This window comes from Ensifer sp. ENS11, from assembly GCF_014851895.1.
Taxonomy (GTDB): domain Bacteria; phylum Pseudomonadota; class Alphaproteobacteria; order Rhizobiales; family Rhizobiaceae; genus Ensifer; species Ensifer canadensis.
On the sequence record NZ_JACVAN010000003.1, the window covers coordinates 308,280 to 330,548 of the forward strand.

The 22,269-nt window shown below is 62.8% G+C and carries 19 protein-coding genes; 13 read left to right on the forward strand and 6 right to left on the reverse strand.

Translation table 11 applies throughout. The features are described from left to right. Nucleotides 1–7: 7 nt before the first annotated feature. The 5 genes from IB264_RS08475 to IB264_RS08495 are packed head-to-tail and all read left to right on the forward strand — an operon-like array spanning nt 8 to nt 5,032. Complete coding sequence (locus IB264_RS08475; protein WP_057219289.1) at nt 8–844, forward strand: metallophosphoesterase; 837 nt, start codon at nt 8–10, stop codon at nt 842–844. After that, complete coding sequence (locus tag IB264_RS08480) at nt 841–2,004, forward strand: ABC transporter ATP-binding protein (protein ID WP_057219205.1); 1,164 nt, start codon at nt 841–843, stop codon at nt 2,002–2,004. The genes IB264_RS08475 and IB264_RS08480 overlap by 4 nt, the downstream gene beginning before the upstream one ends. Continuing rightward, entirely contained in the window at nt 1,997–2,911 is a 915-nt protein-coding gene (locus tag IB264_RS08485) for a carbohydrate ABC transporter permease (RefSeq protein WP_057219204.1), read from the forward strand. The genes IB264_RS08480 and IB264_RS08485 overlap by 8 nt, the downstream gene beginning before the upstream one ends. Then, the gene (locus IB264_RS08490; RefSeq protein WP_057219202.1) at nt 2,908–3,744 is read left to right on the forward strand and encodes a carbohydrate ABC transporter permease; all 837 of its coding nucleotides are present in this window, start codon (nt 2,908–2,910) and stop codon (nt 3,742–3,744) included. Before IB264_RS08485 ends, IB264_RS08490 begins: the two co-directional genes overlap by 4 nt. Before the next feature lie 22 nt (nt 3,745–3,766). Then, nucleotides 3,767–5,032 carry an ABC transporter substrate-binding protein gene (locus tag IB264_RS08495; RefSeq protein WP_107027444.1) on the forward strand — a complete coding sequence of 422 codons (1,266 nt, stop codon included), beginning with the start codon at nt 3,767–3,769 and terminating at the stop codon, nt 5,030–5,032. Between the two features lie 79 nt (nt 5,033–5,111). Here IB264_RS08495 and IB264_RS08500 read toward each other — a convergent pair whose 3' ends face one another. Then, complete coding sequence (locus tag IB264_RS08500; protein WP_107027445.1) at nt 5,112–6,098, reverse strand: LacI family DNA-binding transcriptional regulator; 987 nt, start codon at nt 6,096–6,098, stop codon at nt 5,112–5,114. 233 nt (nt 6,099–6,331) lie between these two features. Here IB264_RS08500 and IB264_RS08505 point away from each other — a divergent pair, with 233 nt between their 5' ends. From IB264_RS08505 to IB264_RS08540, 8 genes are all read left to right on the forward strand, one after another. After that, nucleotides 6,332–7,360: a substrate-binding domain-containing protein gene (locus tag IB264_RS08505; protein ID WP_025429301.1), complete on the forward strand. Its 1,029-nt coding sequence runs from the start codon at nt 6,332–6,334 to the stop codon at nt 7,358–7,360. Between the two features lie 66 nt (nt 7,361–7,426). Continuing rightward, nucleotides 7,427–8,974 (forward strand): sugar ABC transporter ATP-binding protein, encoded by a 1,548-nt coding sequence (locus IB264_RS08510; RefSeq protein WP_107027446.1) that lies wholly within the window; start codon nt 7,427–7,429, stop codon nt 8,972–8,974. Between the two features lie 28 nt (nt 8,975–9,002). Beyond that, nucleotides 9,003–9,992, forward strand: coding sequence for an ABC transporter permease (locus tag IB264_RS08515; protein ID WP_025429299.1), 990 nt, complete (start codon nt 9,003–9,005; stop codon nt 9,990–9,992). 2 nt (nt 9,993–9,994) lie between these two features. After that, nucleotides 9,995–11,005 carry a sugar-binding transcriptional regulator gene (locus tag IB264_RS08520; RefSeq protein WP_057209872.1) on the forward strand — a complete coding sequence of 337 codons (1,011 nt, stop codon included), beginning with the start codon at nt 9,995–9,997 and terminating at the stop codon, nt 11,003–11,005. After that, complete coding sequence (locus IB264_RS08525; protein ID WP_107027447.1) at nt 11,002–11,997, forward strand: aldo/keto reductase; 996 nt, start codon at nt 11,002–11,004, stop codon at nt 11,995–11,997. The genes IB264_RS08520 and IB264_RS08525 overlap by 4 nt, the downstream gene beginning before the upstream one ends. Before the next feature lie 11 nt (nt 11,998–12,008). Then, on the forward strand, nt 12,009–13,757 hold the full coding sequence (locus IB264_RS08530; RefSeq protein ID WP_107027448.1) for a glycerol-3-phosphate dehydrogenase/oxidase: 1,749 nt from the start codon (nt 12,009–12,011) through the stop codon (nt 13,755–13,757). Further along, the gene (locus IB264_RS08535) at nt 13,730–14,572 is read left to right on the forward strand and encodes a class I fructose-bisphosphate aldolase (RefSeq protein ID WP_025429295.1); all 843 of its coding nucleotides are present in this window, start codon (nt 13,730–13,732) and stop codon (nt 14,570–14,572) included. The genes IB264_RS08530 and IB264_RS08535 overlap by 28 nt, the downstream gene beginning before the upstream one ends. Nucleotides 14,573–14,606: 34 nt before the next feature. Further along, on the forward strand, nt 14,607–16,139 hold the full coding sequence (locus IB264_RS08540) for an FGGY-family carbohydrate kinase (protein ID WP_107027449.1): 1,533 nt from the start codon (nt 14,607–14,609) through the stop codon (nt 16,137–16,139). Nucleotides 16,140–16,363: 224 nt separating this feature from the next. Here IB264_RS08540 and IB264_RS08545 read toward each other — a convergent pair whose 3' ends face one another. The 5 genes from IB264_RS08545 to IB264_RS08565 all read right to left on the reverse strand — a co-directional run bounded on the left by IB264_RS08545 (nt 16,364) and on the right by IB264_RS08565 (nt 22,266). Beyond that, nucleotides 16,364–17,002 (reverse strand): outer membrane protein, encoded by a 639-nt coding sequence (locus IB264_RS08545; protein ID WP_025429293.1) that lies wholly within the window; start codon nt 17,000–17,002, stop codon nt 16,364–16,366. 221 nt (nt 17,003–17,223) lie between these two features. Then, entirely contained in the window at nt 17,224–18,561 is a 1,338-nt protein-coding gene (locus IB264_RS08550) for a HAMP domain-containing sensor histidine kinase (RefSeq protein WP_025429292.1), read from the reverse strand. Then, complete coding sequence (locus IB264_RS08555) at nt 18,558–19,232, reverse strand: response regulator transcription factor (protein ID WP_025429291.1); 675 nt, start codon at nt 19,230–19,232, stop codon at nt 18,558–18,560. Before IB264_RS08555 ends, IB264_RS08550 begins: the two co-directional genes overlap by 4 nt. Before the next feature lie 443 nt (nt 19,233–19,675). Next, nucleotides 19,676–21,415 (reverse strand): M14 family metallopeptidase, encoded by a 1,740-nt coding sequence (locus tag IB264_RS08560; RefSeq protein ID WP_107027450.1) that lies wholly within the window; start codon nt 21,413–21,415, stop codon nt 19,676–19,678. Next, nucleotides 21,412–22,266: an ABC transporter permease gene (locus tag IB264_RS08565; protein ID WP_057219179.1), complete on the reverse strand. Its 855-nt coding sequence runs from the start codon at nt 22,264–22,266 to the stop codon at nt 21,412–21,414. The genes IB264_RS08560 and IB264_RS08565 overlap by 4 nt, the downstream gene beginning before the upstream one ends. Nucleotides 22,267–22,269 lie beyond the last annotated feature (3 nt).

Consider the following 22,269-nt stretch of genomic DNA (forward strand, 5'->3'; position numbering starts at 1 on the left):
GAATTCCGTGAAGATCATCCAGATCAGCGATACGCATCTCAGCCCGTCGAAATCGCATTTCACCGACAACTGGGAGCCTGTCTTCCGATGGATCGAGGCGACGGCGCCAGATCTGGTGATCCATACCGGCGACCTGACGATCGACGGAGCCGATCACCTCGAAGACATCACTTTTGCTGTGGAACTGATGGCGCAGCTTTCCGCACCAGTGCTGATGGTGCCGGGCAACCATGACGTCGGGCATCTGCCGGGCTCAGGCCAGCCGGTCGATCCCGTCCGTCTTGCCCGCTGGAGAGCCCACGCGGGCCCGGACTATTGGTCCTCCGACCGTGGTGATTGGCGTTTCATCGGCCTGAACAGTCAGCTCTTTGGCTTCGATGACGAGGAGGACGAACGGCAGTTCGGCTGGCTCGAAGAGCAATTGCAGACCGCGGGGGATTGCCCGGTCGCGATCTTCGCGCATAAACCGCTTTTCGTCGATGATCCGGGCGAGGGCGACACCGGCTACTGGAGCGTGCGGCCGCGTCAACGCCAGCGGCTCTTCGACCTGATGGCCGGCCGCAATGTCGCGCTTCACGCCAGCGGCCACCTTCACTGGGCCTGGACCGGCGAGCATGACGGGACATCCCTCGTATGGGCTCCGCCGACATCCTTTATCGTCGATACCCTTGAGCGCGAGATGCCCGGTGAACGGCTGGTGGGCGCGGTTGTGCATCGTTTCGAGGGCCGCCAGGTTTCGAGCGAGATCGTCGCCGTGCCTGGGCTGACGACGCATATCCTCGATCACGTGATCGAAGAGGTCTATCCGCGCGCCGCAAAGGCGCTCGTGGAGGCGGTTCGATGAGCGTGCTTTCGCTTCGAGGTATCGCCAAATCCTATGGTGGAAACACCATCCTGAAGAACATTGCCTTCGAGGCGGAAGCGGGTGAGTTTATTGCGCTTGTCGGGCCATCCGGATGCGGCAAGAGCACGCTTCTGCGGATTGTGGCGGGATTGGATCACGCCGATCATGGCAATATCGCCATTGCCGGTCGCGACGTGTCGCGGGTGCGGGCCGCCGATCGCAACATTGCTATGGTCTTTCAATCCTACGCGCTCTACCCGCATTTGACCGCGGGTCAGAACATTGCCGTTCCGCTCGCCATGCGGTGGCTGACCGCGATGCAGCGTCTGCCTTTCATTGGAAATCTGTTGCCGGGTCAGCGGCAGATCCGCGCCGACATAGCGCGTCAGGTCAACGAGATGGCGTCGTCGCTGAAAATAGATCACCTGCTGACCCGCAAGCCCGGGCAGATGTCGGGTGGTCAGCGGCAACGCGTGGCGCTGGCGCGGGCCATGGTCCGGCGGCCGAGTGTGTTCCTGATGGACGAACCGCTCTCCAATCTTGACGCGAACCTGCGCGTTCACGCGCGCGGCGAAATCGTCGATCTGCATCGCCGCGCCGGCGTGCCGACGCTCTACGTCACGCATGATCAGTCGGAAGCCTTGTCGATGGCCGACCGTGTAGCGGTGATGATCGGTGGCCACCTCTTACAACTGGCCGACCCCAGGGAGATCTACGACAACCCGGCTCATATCGAGGTTGCGCGCTTTCTCGGCCAGCCGAAGATCAACGTGCTTGAGACCCGCATGGATGCCTCTGGTGTCGTCCGTTTCGGCGGACTGGTCCTGGCCGGCGAACGCCGCGCCGGAGAGACGCCGGTCATGGTCGCGTTCCGGCCGGAATTCGCCCGGCTCCGCACCGACGAAGGCGGCATGCTGCGTGCTCGCGTCGAACGCCTGGAGTTCTTGGGCTCGGAGGTCATCGTCCATGCCCGTCTCGACGCGATCGGCGAGACGATTACCAGTAAATCGACACCTTCCGAGGCGGCGGCACTGTCGGCTGGAAGACCGGTGGGGCTCGATGTCGTGCCTGATCGCGTGATGCTTTTCGGCCAAGGCGGCGAGCGCATGGCGGCACGACCGATCGAAGTTGCCGCCAGTCTGGAGACGGCCAATGTCTAGCGTCGCGACCGTGGATCATACTGCCGTCGAGCCGGCCGCACGCGAGGCGCGCATCGCCTGGCTGCTGGCACTGCCGGCAATCGTGCTCCTGTTCTTGTTCATCCTGCTGCCGACGCTGGCAGTTATCGTCCTCGGCTTCACCGATTTCGAGCTCGGCTATGCCGGCTTCCGGTTTGTCGGCTTTGAGAACTATGCCGAGCTTGCCGGTGATCGTACCTTCCGCCGGTCGCTCTGGAATACCGCCGTCTACACGGTCATTGTCGCTCCGGTATCGATCGTGCTGGCGCTGGCGATCGCCATGCTGATCGAAGCCGAGACCCGCGGCAGGGCATTCTTCCGCACCGTCTATTTCCTGCCAGTGGCCTCCTTGCTCGTCGCCATGGCCACCGTCTGGCAGTTCCTGTTTCATCCGACGATCGGCCCGGTGAACGCCTTTCTCGCCTATTTCGGTATCGCCGGCCCGAACTGGCTCGGCGCCTCTGGAACGGTTCTCTATGGCCTTGCCATCATCGGCGTCTGGCAATCGGTCGGCTTCAACATGGTCTTGTTTCTGGCCGGCCTTACGGCGATCCCCCGCGAGCTTTATGCGGCAGCGGAGGTCGATGGTGCCAAGTCATGGTTCGATCGCGTTCGCCTCGTTACCTGGCCGATGCTCGGACCGACGACGCTCTTCGTCACCACGATCAGCATCATCAATTCTGTCAAGGTGTTCGAGACGGTGAAGACCCTGACCGAAGGCGGCCCGAACAAGGCGTCGGAAGTGCTGCTCTTCACCATCTACCAGGAGGGCTTCGTCTATCTCCGGGTCGGTTACGCCTCGGCGATGACGGTCGTGTTCCTGGCCATCCTCGTCGCCTTGATGTTCCTGCAATACCGCGTCCTCGACCGGAAGGTGCACTACGCATGATCACGACCTCGCTTTCCCTGGGGCGCATCATGCGGCTCGCCGTCCTTTCGCTCGGGGCGCTCATTTTTTTCGCTCCCTACATTTTCATGATCTCAACCGCCGGCAAGGCGCAGAGCGAGATCTTCTCGTCGTCGCTATCGCTTATTCCGCAGCAATGGTCCTACATCGAGAATTTCTCGAAGGCCCTTTCGCGGGTCTCGATGTGGACGCTGCTCATGAACGGGGTCATCGTCTGCGCTCTCATTTTCGTCGTGCAGGTGGTCGTCGCCATTCCGTGCGCCTATGCCATGGCCAAGCTGAAGTTCCGGGCGGCGCGCACGATGATGGTGCTCGTCATGATCGGTCTGTTGGTGCCGATCCACGCGACGGCACTGCCGCTCTATGTCGCCTTCGACCGGCTGTCGGTGCTCAACAGCTATCTGGCGCTCGTCGCTCCGTTCTCTATATCGGTGTTCGCGATCTTCCTGTTCCTGCAGTTCTTCCGCGCCATCCCGGACGATCTCATCCAGGCGGCACGCCTCGACGGCATGTCGGAAGGCGGCATCGTCGCTCGGGTGGTCGTGCCCAATGCCTGGCCGGCGATTACCGCCTTTGCGATCTTTTCGGTCGTTGCCCATTGGAACGATCTGTTCTGGCCGCTGATCGTCGTGACCAACCAGGATTACGCTACGCCGCCGCTCGGACTTCTCTACTTCCGAGCGGCCGAAGCAGGCGACGACTACGGCGCGCTGATGGCGGCCACTCTGATCATCACCCTTCCTCTCATCACCGCCTTCCTGCTTGCACAGAAGCGTTTTGTCGAGGGCATCACCATGACCGGGCTTAAAGGCTGACCGGTCCAACCAGGAGTACGTCATGCAGCAGTTCAAGCAGCTTTTCGCGGCCGCCGCGATCTCAATGACCTTCACCGTTGCGGCTCATGCCGAAACGGTGCTGACTATGCACTATCCGATGCCAGGCTTCTTCAAGGACGTGATGGACACGATTTCGAAGAAGTTCATGGAGGAAAACCCCGACGTCAAGATTACCTTCGCCAATCCGTCGGCGACCTATGAAGAAGGCATTCAGACGATCATGCGCCAGGCCGGCACGGCTGAGATGCCTGACCTGACGTTCATCGGGCTGAATCGCCTGCGCATGGTCAATGAGCGCGACATTCCAGTCGACCTGGGCCCGTTCCTCGCCAAGGACGGCAACATGGCCGAGCAGGGCTTTTCGGACAACATCCTGAAGCTCGCCCAGGTCGGCGGCAAACAGGTCGGTCTCGCTTTCGCGACCTCCAATCCGATCATGTACTACAACGCCGACCTCGTTCGCAAAGCTGGCGGCAACCCGGACAGCCCGCCCAAGACATGGGACGAAGTGATCGCGCTCGGGGGCAAGATCAAGGCGCTCGGCGACGGCAACGAAGGCATCGACTTCCGTTGGCAGGGCGACGACTGGATGTTCTCCGCACTTCTTTTCGGCGCCGGCGGTCACATGCTCAACGAAGACGAAAGCAAGGTTGCATTCAACGGCACGGAGGGCGAGAAGGCGATCGCGGTGCTTGATCGTATGGTCAAGGAAGGTGGCCTTCCGGTTTTGACCAAACAGGCCGGCGAACAGGCGTTCGTTGCCGGCAAGGTCGGTTTTGCCTTCCAGACCACGGGCGCCCTTCGCAACACCATCAAGAATGTCGGTAGCAAGTTCGACCTGCGCACCGCGCACATCCCGCTGATCGATCCGGAAAACGGCACGCTGCCGACGGGCGGCAACGCGGTGGTCATCCTCACCCGCGACGCCGAGAAGCAGGCGGCGGCCTGGAAGTTTGCGAAGTTCGCCGCTGGCCCCTATGGCGCATCGGTGGTGGTGCCCGGCACCGGTTACGTGCCGAACAATGAACTGGCCGCAGCGTCGCCCGAATATCTCGCCAACTTCTACAAGGAGAACTCGCTGTTTCGTGCAGGCCTCGAGCAGATGCCGCGGATGATGCCATGGTATGCCTTTCCTGGTACCAACGGAGTGAAGGTGACGCAGTCGATCGTCGAGAACCTCTCGCGTGTCGTCGAGCAGACTGCGACGCCGCAGGAGGCGCTCGAGGATGCAGCGGCCGAAGTGGAAGGGCTGCTTCCGCGCAGCTAAGCGGCGCCAATCGGCCCACTTGGTCGTTGAAACCGAGACCATCCCGCGAGATTTTGCGGGGTGGTGATCTCAGTTTCGCCTAGCGCAATTGCTGCACCGTCTCACCGACGTAAAGTCGATGGCCGAGGCGCAGATGGCGGGACTGCGAGGCGTTCTCGGCGATATCAAGCAACATGGCTGCGGCGGCCACCCCCATGTCGCCGTCCGGCATGGTCATCGTCGTCAGCGATGGGCTCATCAGGCGGCCGATGGCGATGCCGTCGAAGCCGGCCACGGAAACGTCGCCCGGCACCGAAAGGCCCTCGCGCCTGAGGGCGCTGATGACGCCCAGCGCCAGCAGATCGTTGGAGGCGATGATCGCTGTTGGCCGATGCCGTTCGATCGCGGTGGTGAGTTCGAGGTGCTCATAGCCGTCAACGAACCGGATTTCCACGCTTTCCAGCGGCGCGAGGCCTGTCTCTTTCATTGCCGCCCTGTAACCCTCGTAGCGCAGCCGCGCTCGATCAGAGGAGGCGAAATGGCCGGAGACGTAAAGGATTCGGGCGTGTCCACTTTGCAGGACATGCCGTGTGATCTCTCGGCCCGCACGATGATTGTCGACTGTGACTGCAGCGGCAAAACGCGGGACCGGCAGATTGTTGAGCAACACTGTTGGCGGAAGGGCCGCTGATAGCACCTCACTCGTCTGTGCATTGCACAGTGTAAGAATGAGGCCGGTCGGCCTTTGTTCGAGCAAGGCGCTTACTGCCTTTGCCTCCAGCGACGGATCGTAGTTTGATTGGGCGATCAATACTCCGTGGCCGGCCGCATGCATGCGGTGCTGGATGCCAGCGAGCGATGCGGCAAACACCGGGTTGGTCACGCTTGGGACGAGCACGCCGACCACGGGACTGCTGCGGCTCGTCCCTCGAGCGGTCGATGTCGCCGGTCGGTAGCCAAGCTCGGCTGCGGCGCGACGGACCCGGCGGACCATCTCGTCGCTTGCCGGGCCTTCGCCGTTGAGGACGCGTGACACGGTTGCCAACGAGCAGCCGGCCTGAAAGGCGATTTGCTGAAGGGTTGCCATTTGCCGGTGTCTAGCGAACATCCGTGACAGGAAATTGAACCGATTGCGCCACCCACTGCAGAACTGGCATGAATTATTATTCATGCCATGAATTATATTGACAGAAGCCTTGGTCGTCGTTTTAATCACCACAGTCGGAAGTCGAGGAGGAGTTCCGGCAAACTCACACATCAGCGGTCATTTCTGACGGCACGATTGGTTTTTGGGAGGGGCTTTGGCCTCGAGGAGGACGCTTGCGCACTTTTTTGAGCTCGACCGCACTGGCGGTCATTGCAACGACGTTTCTGGCTGGCCCTGCCAGCGCGGAGACGGCCAACCCGTTTCGCTGCGAACCCGGCGAAAAATACGTCATGAACGTCATGGTTTCGGGCGTCGAATACTGGTTCCCGGTCTATGAAATGTTCAAGCAGGCCGGCCAGCAGTTCGGCTGCGAGACCGAATATACCGGCACCCCGGAATATGACGTCAACAAGCAGATCGCCACTTTCGATCAGGCGCTGGCGCAGAACCCGGCCGGTATCCTTGTTCATCCGATGAACTCGGATCCGTTCATCGAGCCGATCAACCGGGCGATCGACCAGGGCACCGCGGTCGTCACCTTCGCCGCCGACTCGCCGCTCTCCAAGCGCATTTCGTTCATCACCTCGGACAATACCCGCGAAGGCGTTTATGCCGCCGATGCGATCGCCGAGAAGATGGGCGGCAAGGGCGAATATGCCGTTCTGGAAAACCCCGGCCAGGACAACCACGACAAGCGCATCGCCGCTTTCGTCGGCCGCATGGCTGAAAAGTGGCCCGACATGAAACTCGTCGGCCGCGCCGCTTCGAACCAGGATCCGAACAAGGCCTATCAGGGCCTGATGAGCCTGATCCAGGCCAACCCGAACCTTGGCGCGGTCTTCATGCCCGAAGCCAACTCGGCGATCGGTGCCGCACAGGCCAGCAAGGAAAGCGGCGGCAAGGTTCTCGTCATGTGCGCCGACGTCAACGCCAACATCCTCGACATGATCAAGGCCGGCGAAGTGTTCGGCTCGATCAACCCGAACCAGGGCATGCAGGGCTATATGGGTTTCATGTTGCTGTGGCTGGCCAAGCACCCAGACCTCATCGACCCGATGAACGACGCCAAGCGTTCCGGCTTCAACCCGATGAGCATTCCCTTCGTCGACAACGGTCTCTCCATCGTCACCGCCGCCAATGCGGATGACTTTTACTGGGACAAGTACCTGAAGCGCCGCGGCACCAAGGGCATTGACGAGTAAGGGGCTTTTGACATGGCTATCCGGATGTCCGGATAGCCGGTCAAACGATTGAGAGTGGAGAAGGCGATGATATCGCAGCCGGTCCTTCAGGTCCGCAACGTCACCAAGCACTTCGGGGCTGTGAAGGCGCTGACCAATGTGGATTTCAACCTCGAAAAGGGCGAGATCCATGCACTTTGCGGCGAGAACGGCGCCGGCAAATCCACGCTCATGAACATCATCGCCGGCGTGCTGCAGCCGAACGAGGGCGAAATCCTCGTCGACGGCACGCCGACGAAGATCTTATCGCCGGCCGCAGCTCAGTCGCTCGGTATCGGTCTTGTCCACCAGGAGATCGCGCTCTGCCCGGACGCGACGGTGGCGGAAAACATGTTCATGGCCGCGACAAACCGGCGGCGCTCGCCGCTGATGAACTACGCGTCGCTTGCCCGCGATGCGCAAGCCGTGATGAACCGGCTGGCGCCGATCGACGTGCGCCGCAAGGTCGCCGACCTTACCATTTCCAGCCAGCAGCTGGTCGAGATCGCCAAGGCGCTGACGCTCGATTGCCGGGTGCTGATCCTCGACGAGCCGACGGCGGCGCTGACGGAGGCCGAAGCGCAAGCGCTTTTCGGCATCATCCGCGACCTGAAGGCCGCAGGCATTTCCATCATCTATATCAGCCATCGCATGGCCGAAATCTTCAGCCTGTGCGACCGGGTCACCGTTTTTCGCGACGGCCGCCACGTCTCGACGGAGCACATTGCCGATGTGACGCCCGATGATGTCGTTCGCCGCATGGTCGGCCGCGAGATCACGCAGCTCTATCCGCCGAAGCAGGCACAAGGCGAACAGTCCGGCGAGGTCATCCTGTCGGTTCGGGGTCTCAGCGACGGCGAACGCATTCATGATGTCGCCTTCGACCTGCGCAAAGGAGAAATTCTGGGGATAGGCGGGCTGATCGGCTCCGGCCGCACCGAGATCGCCGAGGCGATCTGCGGGTTGCGCCGGAAGGTTCGCGGCGACGTGCTGCTGCACGGCAAGAAGCAGACGATCGGCAACTACAGAAACGCGGTCGACGCCGGCATCGTCTACCTCTCGGAGGATCGCAAGGGCTCCGGCGTGTTCGTCGACATGTCGATCGCTCAGAACATTTCGGTGCTGGATCTGAAGACGCTGACCGGGCCGCTCGGCTTGATGAACGCGAAGGCGGAAGCGGACCTCGCCCGCGATTTCACCCGGCGGCTCGGCGTGCGCATGGGCGGTATCGCCATGCCGGTATCGTCGCTCTCGGGCGGCAACCAGCAGAAGGTGGCCATCGCCAAGCAGCTCGCGGTGCGGCCGAAGGTCATTCTCATGGACGAACCGACGCGCGGCATCGACGTCGGCGCCAAATCGGAAATTCACCGCCTGTTGCGCGATCTCGCGTGCTCGGGCATCGGCATCGTCGTCATCTCGTCGGAACTGCCTGAACTTCTGGGGCTGTGCGACCGGGTGCTGGTTGTGCGCGAGGGCGGCATTGCCGGCGAACTCGGCGAGGCCGAGATGACGGAGGAGGCGGTGATCCGCCTTGCCTCCGGGGTCGGGCAGCACGGCGAACCACAGAAAATCAAGGCGGCCGAGCATGTTGCCTGAAACAAGCAGACGGAATGGGGAGGCGGAAATGGCAGTCGATACGGTGGTTGCAACGCAGGTTCAGGTTCCGGCCTGGCGACGGATCGGCACAATGCGCGAGGCTGGGCTGATCGCCATCATTCTTGCGCTCGGCATCGTCATGAGCTTTGCCTCGCCACACTTTCTCACCTTCGGCAACATGCGCGCGATGCTGATGAGCTTCTCGGTCGAAGGCATCGTCGTTGTCGGCATGACGATCCTCTTGATCGTCGGCGGTATCGATCTCGCAGTCGGCTCGGTCGTCTGCTTCGCCATGGTGCTCGCGGGGTCGCTGTTCCTCGCCGGGGTCGATCCATGGACGGCCTCGCTCTTCGGGATCCTCGCTAGCAGCCTCATCGGCGCCATAATGGGCTTCTTCGTCACCGTGGTCGGGCTCAACCATTTCATCACGTCGCTTGCGGCAATGGTGATCGTGCGCGGGCTTTGCCTGGTCATCACCAAGGGCACACCGCTGTCGCTGTTCACCATGCCGGCATCGTTCAAAGCCGTCGGCCAAGGCACCTTCCATGGCGTGCCTTATGTCATCCTGATCTTCGTCGCCGTCGTGATCCTGTTCGACTTCCTGCTGCGCCGGGCGACCGCATTTCGCAAGGTGTTCTACACCGGCAGCAACGAGAAGGCGGCGCTCTATTCCGGCATCAAGACCAAGCAGGTGAAGTTCTGGGTGACAGTGCTCTGCTCAACACTCGCCGGTGTCGCCGGCGTCATCTACATGTCGCGCTTCGGCGCTGCCACGCCCACCTTCGGCGTCGGCATGGAGCTCAACATCATCGCGGCTGCGGTGATCGGCGGGGCGTCGCTGAATGGCGGCTCGGGCACGATCCTCGGCGCCATCCTCGGCATCGCCCTGTTGTCGGTGGTCACCAGTTCGCTGATCCTGCTCGACGTCTCGGTCTATTGGCAGGATATGATCAAGGGCTGCATTCTGCTTGCCGCCGTCTCCATCGATCATTTCCTGCACAAGCGGAAGGCCATCTGAACATGCCGATCGCCAAGCCCAATCAGAACCTCATTTCCAGTGCACGCGAGGAACTCGTCGTTGCCCGGCAGATGCATCAGGCACTGGTGCTGCACTTCCTCGAAGGCCTGACGCAGTCGCAGATTGCCGATCGCCTCGGCATCTCGCAGCCGACGGTCAACCGCCTGATCAAGCGCGGACGCCAGCTCGGCCTGGTCGAAATCAAGATCAAGTCTCCCGTCGAGCCGCTGGTCGACATGGAGGAGCAATTGCTGGCGCTTGGCGGCATCAGCCGTGCCGTCGTCGTTCCGACCGTGTCGGACAACCAGCAGACGGCGCTGCAGGCGGTGGGCGAGGCTGCCGCCCGGCTGCTGATGGAAGAGATTGCCGACGGCGACACCATCTGCATCACCGGCGGCAAGGGCGTCAGCGCCGTCGTTGCCGGTCTGCACCCGTCACGGCGCCTGGATGTCGAGGTGATCCCGGCGACCGGCTGCGTGCAGGGCAAGCACTACACCGACGTCAACCACGTCTCGACCCTCCTGGCGGATCGGCTCGGCGGCAGGTCCTATCAGATCCATGCGCCGCTCTTTGCCGACAGTGCCGCGGAGCGCGCCATGCTGATCAACATGCGCTCGGTGGCCGACGTGTTCAAGCGCGCCAGGGAAGCCAAGGTCGCGATCGTCGGCATCGGCTCGATCCTTTCCGACGATTCGAGCTACTACGACCTGCACCCGTCTTCGAGCACCGATCGTGACGCGATCAAACGCTCCGGCGCAAGCTGCGAACTGCTTGCGCACCTGCTCGACGACCAGGGACGGGTCTGCGACTACAGCCTCAACCGCTCGCTCGTCTCGCTGACGCTCGACGAGTTCGCGTCGATCCCGACCAAGATCGGGGTGGCGAGCGGGCCGAACAAGGCCGGCCCCATTCTCAGCGTCCTGCGCGGCAGGCATCTCGATACACTCGTGACCGACGAGGCGACCGGCGAGCGCATCCTTGCCATGGCAAGCGAAAAGGGACTTTCGGCATGAGCAATGAACAGTTGACGCGCGAGATCGGCCGCACCGGTGTCAAGGCATCCGCCGTCGGGCTCGGCACCTGGGCGATCGGCGGCTGGATGTGGGGCGGAACGGACGAAGGCTCGTCGATCGCCGCGATCCAGGCCTCGCTCGATGCCGGCGTGACCCTGATCGATACGGCTCCCGCCTATGGTCTCGGGCGTTCGGAGGAAATCGTCGGCAAGGCGTTGGCCGGCCGCCGCGACAAGGCGGTGATCGCAACCAAATGCGGCCTCGTCTGGCATACGACGAAGGGGCGTCATTTCTTCGACCAGGACGGAAAGCCTGTTCATCGCTACCTCGGTCGCGACGCCATCGTTCACGAGGTCGAAGAGAGCCTGAAACGGCTCAGGACGGACTATATCGACCTCTACATCACCCATTGGCAGGACCCGACCACGCCGATCGAGGAGACGGTGCGGGCGCTGGAAGACCTGAAGAATGCCGGCAAGATCCGCGCGATAGGCGCCAGCAACGTCGACCGGTCCGAGCTGGAAGCCTATATCGCCACCGGCCGCCTCGACGCGATCCAGGAGCGTTTCAGCATGATCGATCGCGAGATCGAGGCGGAACTGTTGCCGCTGACGACTGCCAACGGTGTCGCCACGCTCAGCTATTCCTCGCTTGCCCTGGGCCTCTTGTCCGGTACCGTCGGCCCGGACCGGGTGTTTGCCGGAGACGATCAGCGCCGCGACAACCCGCGCTTCTCCGTCGGTAACCGTGAGAAGGCGACGGCCTTTGCCGAGGCGATACGGCCCATCGCCGAAAAGCATGCGGCCAGCATAGCCCAGACGGTCATTGCATGGACGCTTGCCCAGCCCGGCGTGACCTTTGCGTTGTGCGGCGCGCGCAATCCGGCGCAGGCGCTCGACAACGCCCGTGCAGGCACAATCCGGCTCGACGGCCAGGACCTCGCGGCGATCGATGAAGCGATAGCGGCGAAGCTCGCTCACATGGATAGGTAACGGACGCCATCATGAACCGAGAAGAGATTTTTGACGGGCTCCGCCAGAGCCCGAAGGTGGACGTCTGCGTCCTCGGCGGCGGCATCAACGGCCTCAGCGTGTTTCGCGAGCTGGCGCTGCAGGGCGTCAATGTCGTGCTCGTCGAGAAACACGATTTCTGTTCCGGCGCCAGCGCCGCGCTGTCGCGCATGGTTCATGGCGGATTGCGCTATCTCGAAAACGGCGAATTCAGCCTGGTGCGGGAATCGCTTGTCGAGCGCGACCGGCTCCTTCGCAACGCGCCGCACTATGTCGGTCCACTACCGACGACGGTTCCCGTGTTCGACGTGTTCTCCGGCATCGCCAACGGCGCGGTCCGGTTCCTTGGCTTGAGCCGGCGGCCGAGCCGCCGTGGCGCCGTCGTCATCAAGGCAGGGCTTGCGATCTACGATTTCCTGACGCGCAAGCGCGCCATTATGCCCCGCCACGAGTTTCGCGGTCGGCGCGCGACGCTTGGCCGATGGCCGGCGCTCAATCCCGCGATCAAGAATTCCGCGACCTATTATGACGCCTGGGTCAGTCAGCCCGAACGTCTCGGCATCGAACTGCTTGAGGACGGGCTGTCGTCTGGTACCCATGCGCGCGCTGTCAACTATGCCGAGCTGAAGCTGGTAGCTCCGGGGCGCTATGCCGTCAGAGACAATATCGCCGGCACGGAGGTCTTGATCGAGCCGACCGTGATCATCAACGCCACCGGCGGCTGGATCGACATCGCTAATCAGAGCCTGTTTTCCGAACCGGCCCGGCCGGCACCGTTGATGGGCGGCACCAAAGGGTCGCATCTGATCATCGACAACGACGATCTGACCCGCGCGCTCGATGGACACATGATCTACTACGAGAATGAGGACGGGCGCATCTGCATCCTGTTTCCCTATCTCGGCAAGGTTCTGGTCGGCTCCACCGACATTCGCGTCGACGATCCGGAAACCGTGCGCTGCGAGACGGCGGAACGGGACTACATCCTGCAGTCGCTCGCTTTCGTCCTGCCGACGATCAAGGTTCGTCCCGATGAGATCGCCTTCCAGTTTTCCGGGGTCCGGCCGCTGCCGGCGAGCAAGGACAGTTTTACCGGCCGCATCCCGCGCGATCACTATTGTACCTTCGTCGAGACCGCCGATGCCGGGCCGCCGGTCTTATGCATGATCGGTGGCAAATGGACGACCTTCCGCTCCTTCGGAGAGCTGGCTGCCGATCTTGTGCTCGAACGACTGGATCAGCCTCGCCGCGTGGCCACGGCCGATCGGGCGATTGGTGGCGGCCGGGATTTTCCCGCCGACCGGGAAGCCTGGATTGCGCGGGTCGCCTCGGCGGCGGCCCTTGCGCCGACGCGCGTCGCCACGCTCTTTGAGCGCTATGGCACGGATGCCGAGCGCATCGCCGCCTTCGTCGCTGCCGCGCCCGACGCTCCGCTTCCGCATCCTGATTATTCGACCCGCGAAATCCAGTTCCTGATCCGCAGCGAGAAGGTCGAACAACTCGACGACCTCTTGCTTCGGCGCACGACCCTGGCGATCACCGGCGAGCTTTCGCTCGAAATGACGGACGCCGTGCTCGCATTGCTCGCGGCCGAAAAGCACTGGCCAGTGGCCCGCCAGGCGCTTGAACGCGCCCGTTTTCTCACCCTTCTCCTCGAACGCCATGGCGTCGATGAAGACATGCTTTCCGCACGGAACGAACAAAGGAGTGCATTATGCGAAACAACCGCAAGGTCCGGATGAACCGTCTTTTTGGCGCAGGACGCTGCCTGGACGTGGCCATCGACCATGGCGTCTGCAACGAACCGTCGTTCCTCGACGGTCTTGAGAACATGGAATCCGTAGTGAGGGCCCTGGTCGACGCCAGGCCCGATGCGATCCAGATGAACTATGGCCAGGCCGATCTGCTCCAGGACCTTCCGGGCAAGGACAAGCCGGCTCTGGTCATGCGTATCGACATGGGCAACCCGTATAATCGCATCCGCCACCGCGACATGTGGGCTGTGCTGCAGAACGAGGCCGAACCGCTGGTCGGCGCTTTGGAGATGGATGCCGCCTGCGTGGTCGTCAATCTGTTCATGCTGCCCGACGAACCGGACCTCTTTCGCCAGTGCGTCACGAACATTTCGCGCGTCCGTGCCGATTGCGAAAAATACGGCATGCCGCTGATGATCGAGCCACTGGTCATGCAGCCGGTCACCGAGCGCGGCGGCTACATGGTCGATGGCGATGCGGAAAAAATCGTCACGTTGACGCGGCTCGCCCGTGAGATGGGCGCCGATATCGTCAAGGCCGACCCGACGACAAATGCCGAGGATTTCCACCGCGTGGTCGAGGCAGCCCGCTGCCCGGTTCTGGTGCGCGGCGGCGGCAAGGAGGACCTGCGTGCCGTGTTCGACAAGTCTGCGGCCTTGATGCGGCAGGGCGCTGTGGGCATGGTCTATGGGCGCAATATCTACCAGCATGCAAACCCGAGCGCCGTCGTTCGCGGTTTGATGGCCATCGTGCACGATGACGCCGATGGCGCAGCCGCCTTCGCCCTGTATCAGCAAGGCTGAGAAAGACGATCCGAACCTTGGGAGGGGTTCTTCAATGGCAGACTATCTTTTAGGACTCGACGCCGGAAACACTGTCATCAAGGCGGTGATTTTCGACCTTGAGGGCAACGAGATCGCGGCGGCTGCGCAGGAGGGGCACAGCCGGGTTCCGCGGCCCGGGTATGTCGAGCGGGGGCTCGAAGAGCTGTGGACCCATGCCCGGGCAGTCATCCGCCAATGCGTCGAACGTGCCGGCATCCGTGCCGAAGAGATCGTGGCGATCGGTTGCGCCGGTCACGGCAACGGCCTTTATGCTCTCGACCAGGGCGGTGAGCCGCTTCTCGGCATCCAGTCGCTCGACACGCGTGCCGCCGGGCTAGTGGAAGAATGGAAGGCGCAGGGTGTCGGCGACCGCACCTATGCCATCGGCCGGCAACGGCCCTGGCCGTCGCAGACGCCGACCTTGCTTGCCTGGCTCAAGCGTTTCCAGCCCGAGACCTATGCCAGGATCGGCACGGTGTTTCTGTGCAAGGATTTCATCGTCAACCGACTGACCGGCAAGCGGGTCAGCGACGTCTCGGATATGACCGGCTGCGGCCTCCTTAATGTCGTCAACCGCCGCTACGACCGCGATCTGATGGCGGCCTTCGATCTCGGCGAGGCAACCGGCCTCTTGCCTGACCTCGCCGAAAGTGCGGATGTGGTCGGCACGGTCACGCCGGAGGCGGCAGCACAAACCGGTCTTGCTGCGGGCACGCCGGTGGTCGGCGGTCTCTTCGATGTCGTCGCCTCGGCAATCGGCTCGGGCGTCACGCGCACCGGCGCTGCCTCGATCATCGCCGGAACCTGGAGCATCAACCAGGTGATTATCGATGGCCCTGACCTTTCGGGCCCGGTGTTCATGTCCTCCACCTTCGATCGCGGCCGCTACATGGCAATCGAATCGAGCGCGACGTCGGCGGCCAATCTCGAATGGCTGGTGCGCGAGTTCTTTGCTGACAGCGGCATCGACGACGGCCGATCGCCGTTTGACGTCTGCTGCTCGTTTGCATCCGATATCGAACCGGCCGCGAATGACCCGATCTATCATCCCTTCCTCTATGGCGCGCAGCAGGACGGTAACGCCCGCGCCGGGTTCTATGGCGTCGCCGGCTGGCACACGAAGGGTCACCTGGTTCGCGCGGTTCTCGAAGGTGTCGCCTTCGGCCACCGCCAGCACATCGCCACGATGCGGGCGGCGGGCGCGACCTTCGACGAGGCGGTGCTTTCAGGCGGCGGATCGCGCAGCCTGATCTGGCCGCAGATCTTTGCCGATGTGCTCGGGGTTCCGGTGTCGGTCGCCCGTTCGCGCGAAACCGGCGCGCTCGGCGCCGCGATTGCCGCGGGCACGGGGGCAGGGATCTTTGCCGATTTCTCGGAAGGTGCGGCAGCCATGGTGAGGACGGAACGCCACTACCGCCCGAACGCGGCGATAGCGCGCCACTACACGCGACGGTACGAGCTTTATCGGGACATCGCCGACGCAATGGCGCCGATCTGGCGGCGGCTTTCGAATGCCGAAGCCGAGGTTTCGGAGGCGGCAGCTTAGAGATTTTCAGGAAAAGTGCGACGCGGTTTTCCGTCAGGAAATGCGTAAAAACAAGGAGATAGAGCGTTTCTGACTCCACTTAGACCGGAAACGCTCTAGACGCGGGCCAGCGAAAGAGTGAAGCCGAGGGCCGGGACCGGCCTTCGGCTTGATCGTTCCACGTCGAACCGAGCGCCGCTGACCCAGGGAGGATCGGGTGACGGCGCTGCGTCGCGTGGGAACCATCAGAACCGCATGTTCACGCCGGCCTTGATGACGTGGCTGTTGATGTCCTTCTCGCTCGACCCAAAGGCCGTGTTGGTGCGGACGTCGGGCGTGGTGATGTAGTTGTATTCGATCTTCGCCGAGAGACCGCCGGCGAAAGCCTGCTCGACGCCGGCGCCCACCAGATAACCGCCCTTGAAGCCGACATCGTTCTGGACGCCGCCGCCCTTCTTGTAGTTGGTCATGGCATAACCGGCCGTGCCGTAGACGAGTGTCTGGTCGAACGAGAGGCCGGCCTTCGCCTTGATCGCGCCGCGCCATTTTTCCTTGAGTTTGCCGCCGCTGACCTTGTGTTCGGTGTCGCCGAGATAGGAGCCTTCGATTTCGGCACCGACGATGCCGGGACCGACCTGCATGTTGTAGCCGGCCTGTGCGCCGAAGACGACGCCGTTGCGGTCGGAAAACGGATTGGGACTACCGGTAAAGCCGAGACCGCCATGGGCGCCGACATAGGCACCGCTCCAATTGAAGGCAGGCGGGTCCTGGTAGGACGAAGCCGGTTCCGGCGAATAGGGGTCGGCGGCCAGTGCCTGTTGCACACCGGCTGTGGCCAAAAAGGTGATGCCGAGCCAGAGGGGAAGTTTGTGACGTTGCCGCATGGCGTTGCTCCGTGGATTGGACTAGGCGCCGGTCGCGGCGCATTTATCTTCTCTCTTCGCTTCGCGCCGGCTGGCACGATTATCGACGCTGGAAGATGTGCGCATTTGTGCGCCGCACGGATTGCATCAACATTGCAAATATCGACTAAATCGCTGATTTTGTTATTAATAACCTGTTAGTCTCTATGGCGAAGATGCGGCAGTCAATCGCCCAAAGTCTTTCACGCGACCGGCAGGGTCATGCGGAAACAGGCGCCACCGGTCGGCGCACAGACCACCGATATGTGGCCCTTGTGACGGTTGACGATCTCGCTGACGAGATGCAGCCCAAGGCCAGCACCGTGGTCACGCGGTTGCAACCGGTGAAACGGCTCGAAGATCCGCTCCCGTTCGCTTTCGGGAATGCCAGGCCCCTCGTCGCTGACCTCGATGATACCGCCACGCTCGACGTGAATGGAGATCAGGCCGCCGGCATGCTCGATTGCGTTGCGCACCAGATTGGTGACGGCACGCTCCAGCGCGCCAGCGTCTCCCCGCGCGCTAACCTGATCGGGCCCATGGGTAAAAGAGATGTCGCAATCGGCCGACAGTGCGAGAGGGGCGAGGTCGGCGGCGACGTCGCGGCAGAGCGAAACCAGGTCGAGGGGTGCGAAATGCGCGCCGTCGCGGTCGATGCGCTCGAGGTCGAGCAGCTGTTCGGCAAGGCCGGCAATACGGGCGGCATCAACAAGAAGACGGGCGCGCAACGGCCCGATGTCCATGCCCTCCAGCCGGGTCTGCAGGATCGCGACCGGGGTCCTCAACTCGTGGGCTGCATCCAAAATGAAGCGCTGGCGGCGCTCGTAACCTTCGTCCAAGCGCTGCAGCGCACCGTTGACGGCTTCGACCAGCGGGCGCACCTCGCCCGGCACGCGGCCATCGGGCAGACGGGCGCCCCGGCGGTCGACGTCGATGCTTTTGGCGTGGTCGGCGACCTCGGCGAGGCTGGAAAAGGCACGGCGCACGATGATCGGAATGGCGAAGGCGGGAATGAGCACGAGGATGAGCACGATCGGCAGCAGCAGCAGGTTCGTCAGGAAAAACACCGCGAACGAGGCGCTCCACAGGCGTCCGCCGCCGGTCAGAACCGTGTAAGTGCCGTTCTCGGTCTCGATCGCGCGAACGATCGCCGAGAGCAGGTAGGGTTCCAGTCCGTCGCGGATGTCGGCGAAGGCGACGCGGTCGAGATGCTCGCCGATGCCGCGATAGGCATCGGGGACCGGCCCGCTTTGGATCGTGTCGCCGCGCTCGTTGCGCACGACGAACCAGAAGCCCGGCGTTTCGGCGAGCAGGGCCTGAAGCTGCGGCGTGTTTTTCAGCCTCAGTTTCTGGTCGGGGGTCACCTCGACGGCACTGGCGGCAATCGACGCCGAACTGGCATCAAGGATCATGCCGCCGAGATCGGCCCGGATCAAAAGCGCCATGAAGCCTGCAATGACGGCAACGAGCAGCAGCACCTGAAATGTGAGGATGTGCCAGATGAGCCGCTTCTTCAGCGAGTGGTTGGGGTTGTCGCTCATGACATCGGTCTCAGCAGGTAGCCGACCCCACGAATGCCGTGGATCTCCACGCCGGAGCCGGACTCCAGCAATTTCCTGCGCAGTCTCGAAACATGGGCGTCGAGCGAGTTGGACTGGATTTCGTCGTCGTACCCGTAGACGGATTCCTCCAGCGTCGAGCGTTGCACGGTGCGCCCCTGCCGTCGCGCCAGCGCTTCGAGCACAAGCAGTTCCCGGCGGGGAAGCTCGAGCACGCGGCCGTCGATCCGCGCTTCCCGAGCGCCGAAATCGAAGACAAGATTGCCGATGCGTGCGGTCATCGGTGCGATATCGGGTGCCCGGCGCATCAGCGCGCGTAGTCTTGCCAACAATTCCTCGACCGCGAAGGGTTTGGCGAGATAATCGTCGGCCCCCATGTCCAGCCCCTTGATCCGCTCGTCGACGGCGCCACGCGCCGTCAGCACGATCACCGGGATGCCCGACTTCAGCGCGCGAACACGGGGAATGAGCGTCAACCCGTCTCCGTCAGGCAATTGCCGGTCGAGAATGATCGCGTCATGGACCCGGTTGGCCATCGCGGCGATGGCGTGATCGAGCGACGGCGCATGGTCGAGGATCATGTCGTAGCGGCCAAGGGCAACGCCGAGCGCGGCAGCCATCTCAGGCTCGTCCTCTACAAGGAGTAGGCGCATGTCTCGATTCTCCAACGTGTCTGTGCGGTAGGCGCACATTTGCTTGAGCACCATTGCCGCAAAGTTGCGGTTGGTTCGCGCTCTGACTGCATCATTTACAGGCTGGCGCGCAATGCGGCCGCAACGCTGCGCCGGCAGCCTTTACGGTATCCGGCGGCTCCAAGTGATATGAGAGGCAAGTATTGCGCGTCTTGGCGAAAGGGCGTTCATGCAGGGATTATCACGGAGGCGATCGTCATCGGCGCATCGAGGAAGCAGAGCGAGTGCCTGCCGTATGGCCGCACCGAACAGCACGCGCGCTGCGCAGTTCGCTACCGCACGTATGAACCGCGCAGTAGCTCATTCACCGGGCATGGCGGCGGCGATACGCATGCCGGTGAAACGGGCAGATGTGACGGCCCCGAAAGCCCATCACATCCTTGAAAGATTTGTCGGGCGTCAGCCTAGGCAACTGCCATCATCGACTGGAACGCCTCGTAGGCGGCCAGAACCGTCTCCCGTTGCGCGCCATGGCCGGCAACGAAGGCGTCGCCATAGATGGTTTCGTCGGGATATTCCGTGATCAGCGTCAGCGGCGCCTTGTGGCGATCGTCGACGGAGATCATGCAGGGGAAGCCGTTGATGATGCGGAAGCCGGTTTCGCCCGCATGGGTTTCGTAAAGCGCGATCTGCTGATCATTGTAGGCGAGAAGACCGGGCACAGTGGCGAGTCGAGCCGTCACCGCTTCGATCAGCTGTTCGGCACGCGCTTCCCAATCGGCGTGGTGGCGCATGATCAGGAAGAAGCCCTTCGGCAGCGTCCACATGGCAAAGCCGCGCGGCACATAGCCGGACAGCGGCCGTGTCCACTCGTGCGATGGGTAGCCGTGCAGGTTGACATGAAGCTCGGCGCCCGACAGGGCTTCGGCCTCGTTGCGGATCGCCCGCTCGTTGAGGGCAGCGCCGGCACGATATTCAAGATCGTCGCCAAGTGCAGTGTAGCGGGCGGCGTGATGCATGTGCAGCGGGTTGTCGGCACGCAACCGATGGTGAACGGCATAACCGTCGGGGTTTTCGAGCGGAGATATCGTGAAGTGCGTGCCGGGGAGAGTGGCCAGCGTCTGAGCCGCGCGCAATGCGCCGACGATGCCGGTGGTCTCGTTGGGGTGCTGGCCGCCGCTGATCATCACGGCAGCATCGGTGCCCTTGTGATAGCGCGCCTTGACCGGGCGTCCCGCCCGCGAATGCGCCTGGAAGGGTTGGCCTTCGATCTTTTCCAGTTCGGCATGGATCTGCGCAACCGCGAGCGGTGCCTGAGCCGTGTCGAGAGGTTGGATTTCGCCGTCGGCGTCCGTCGTGGCGAGCAGCCGTGTTTCGACACGGACCGTGGGTTTGCCATCGGCAAAGACGATTTCGGGGACGATCTGGCCGGGTTTCAGGCCACGGTCGCCCAACGGGCGGCCCGACTTCTTCTGGAAGACTTCGAGCAGCGAGAAATAGAAGTCCTCATGCATCGCTTCGCGCAGGCTGACGACCTCTTCGCCGACCGGCAGCTGCAGATCGTTGATCGGCAACGTCGCACGGATGTTGAGTTCGTCGAAATAGGGTTCGCTGTCGCCCCAGCCGTGCTCGGCGATTGCACGCATGGCGCCTGCAAACAGCCGCTCATAGTCAGTTTCGAGGTGGCATTCCCGCCGCTTGCTGCTGCTGTCGTCGAGACGGACCCAGCCGGTCGGAGACAGGAGTGTTTCGCCGATGAAATCGGTGTGCTGGCGGTTGGGCGCAAACACCGTATGGGCTTCCGTGCGTCCGTCGGCAAAGGTCAGCGCGACGTCGTAGGTCAGTGCCGTATCGCTGCCGCCGACAAAGACGATCTCGGCGTCGCCGACGAGCGCTGTCAGCGGATAGGCTTCGAGCAGGAAGCGGTTCGCCGGGCAGTTTTCAGCCTGGGGGTAACGGATATCGACGCGCTTCAGCGCCTTGCGATCGATCTCCTCGAGAAAGAAGTGCAAGAGCGGCTTGTAGGCGCTCCTGAGCTTTGCCTCGACGCCGAAGGCGCCAAGCTTCTGCTCGGCCGCCCTGCGGCTTTCGCGATCATCGAAGAGCCATGCCTCCAGCCGGGTGCCGCGTGCAGCCTCCTTGCCATAGGTAGCGAGCATGGTGTCGAGCGTGCGCTCGAACGTCCCTTCGAAAATTGTGGTCATCGTGAAGTTCTGCCTGTTGGGTCGAGACTGTCGCGCAGCCAGTCGCCGAGAAGGTTGAGGCCAAGGACGGTAAGAAGGATTGCAAGCCCCGGGAAGACGCTGACCCACCAGGCGTTCTGCAGGTAGGTGCGGCCGTCGGCGAGCATGCCGCCCCAGCTCGGGATCAGCGGGTCGACGCCGAGGCCGAGGAAGGTCAGGCTGCTTTCGAGAAGGATGTTGTTGGCAACGTTGAGCGTCATCAACACGATGACCGGCCCGATCAGGTTCGGCAGCAGATGCTGGAACAGGATCTTCACATCGCGAACGCCGATGGCGCGGGCCGACTGGATGAACTCCCGTTCGCGCAGCGACAGCACCGAGCCGCGCACGAGACGGGCATATTGCACCCATTGCGAGATGATCAGTAGCACGATCGTGTTGGTCAGCCCGCCGCCGACGATGGCGATGAAGGTGATGGCGAGCAGGATGAAGGGCAGCGCCAGCTGCACGTCGGCAAATCGCATGACGACCATGTCCCAGAAGCCGCGATAGTAGCCGGAGACGAGGCCCATCACCACGCCGATTACGACGGCACCGGCTACCGAGGTGAAGCCGACGAGCAGGGAAATCTTGCCGCCGGCAACGACGCGAGCAAGCACGTCACGGCCGAGCGGGTCGGTGCCGAGCGGATGTGCCCAGTTGACGAAGGGCGGCGTCAGCCGCGCCATCAGATCGATTTTGTCGGCGCCGCCCGGAAAGAGCACGCCTGACAAGAGAACAGCGAGGCACATGCCGCCGGCAAGCAGCGCGCCGAGGATGAATTCGAGGTTGCGGAAACGGGCGAAACGGGTGTTTGCGGCCTTGGTGGTCATCGG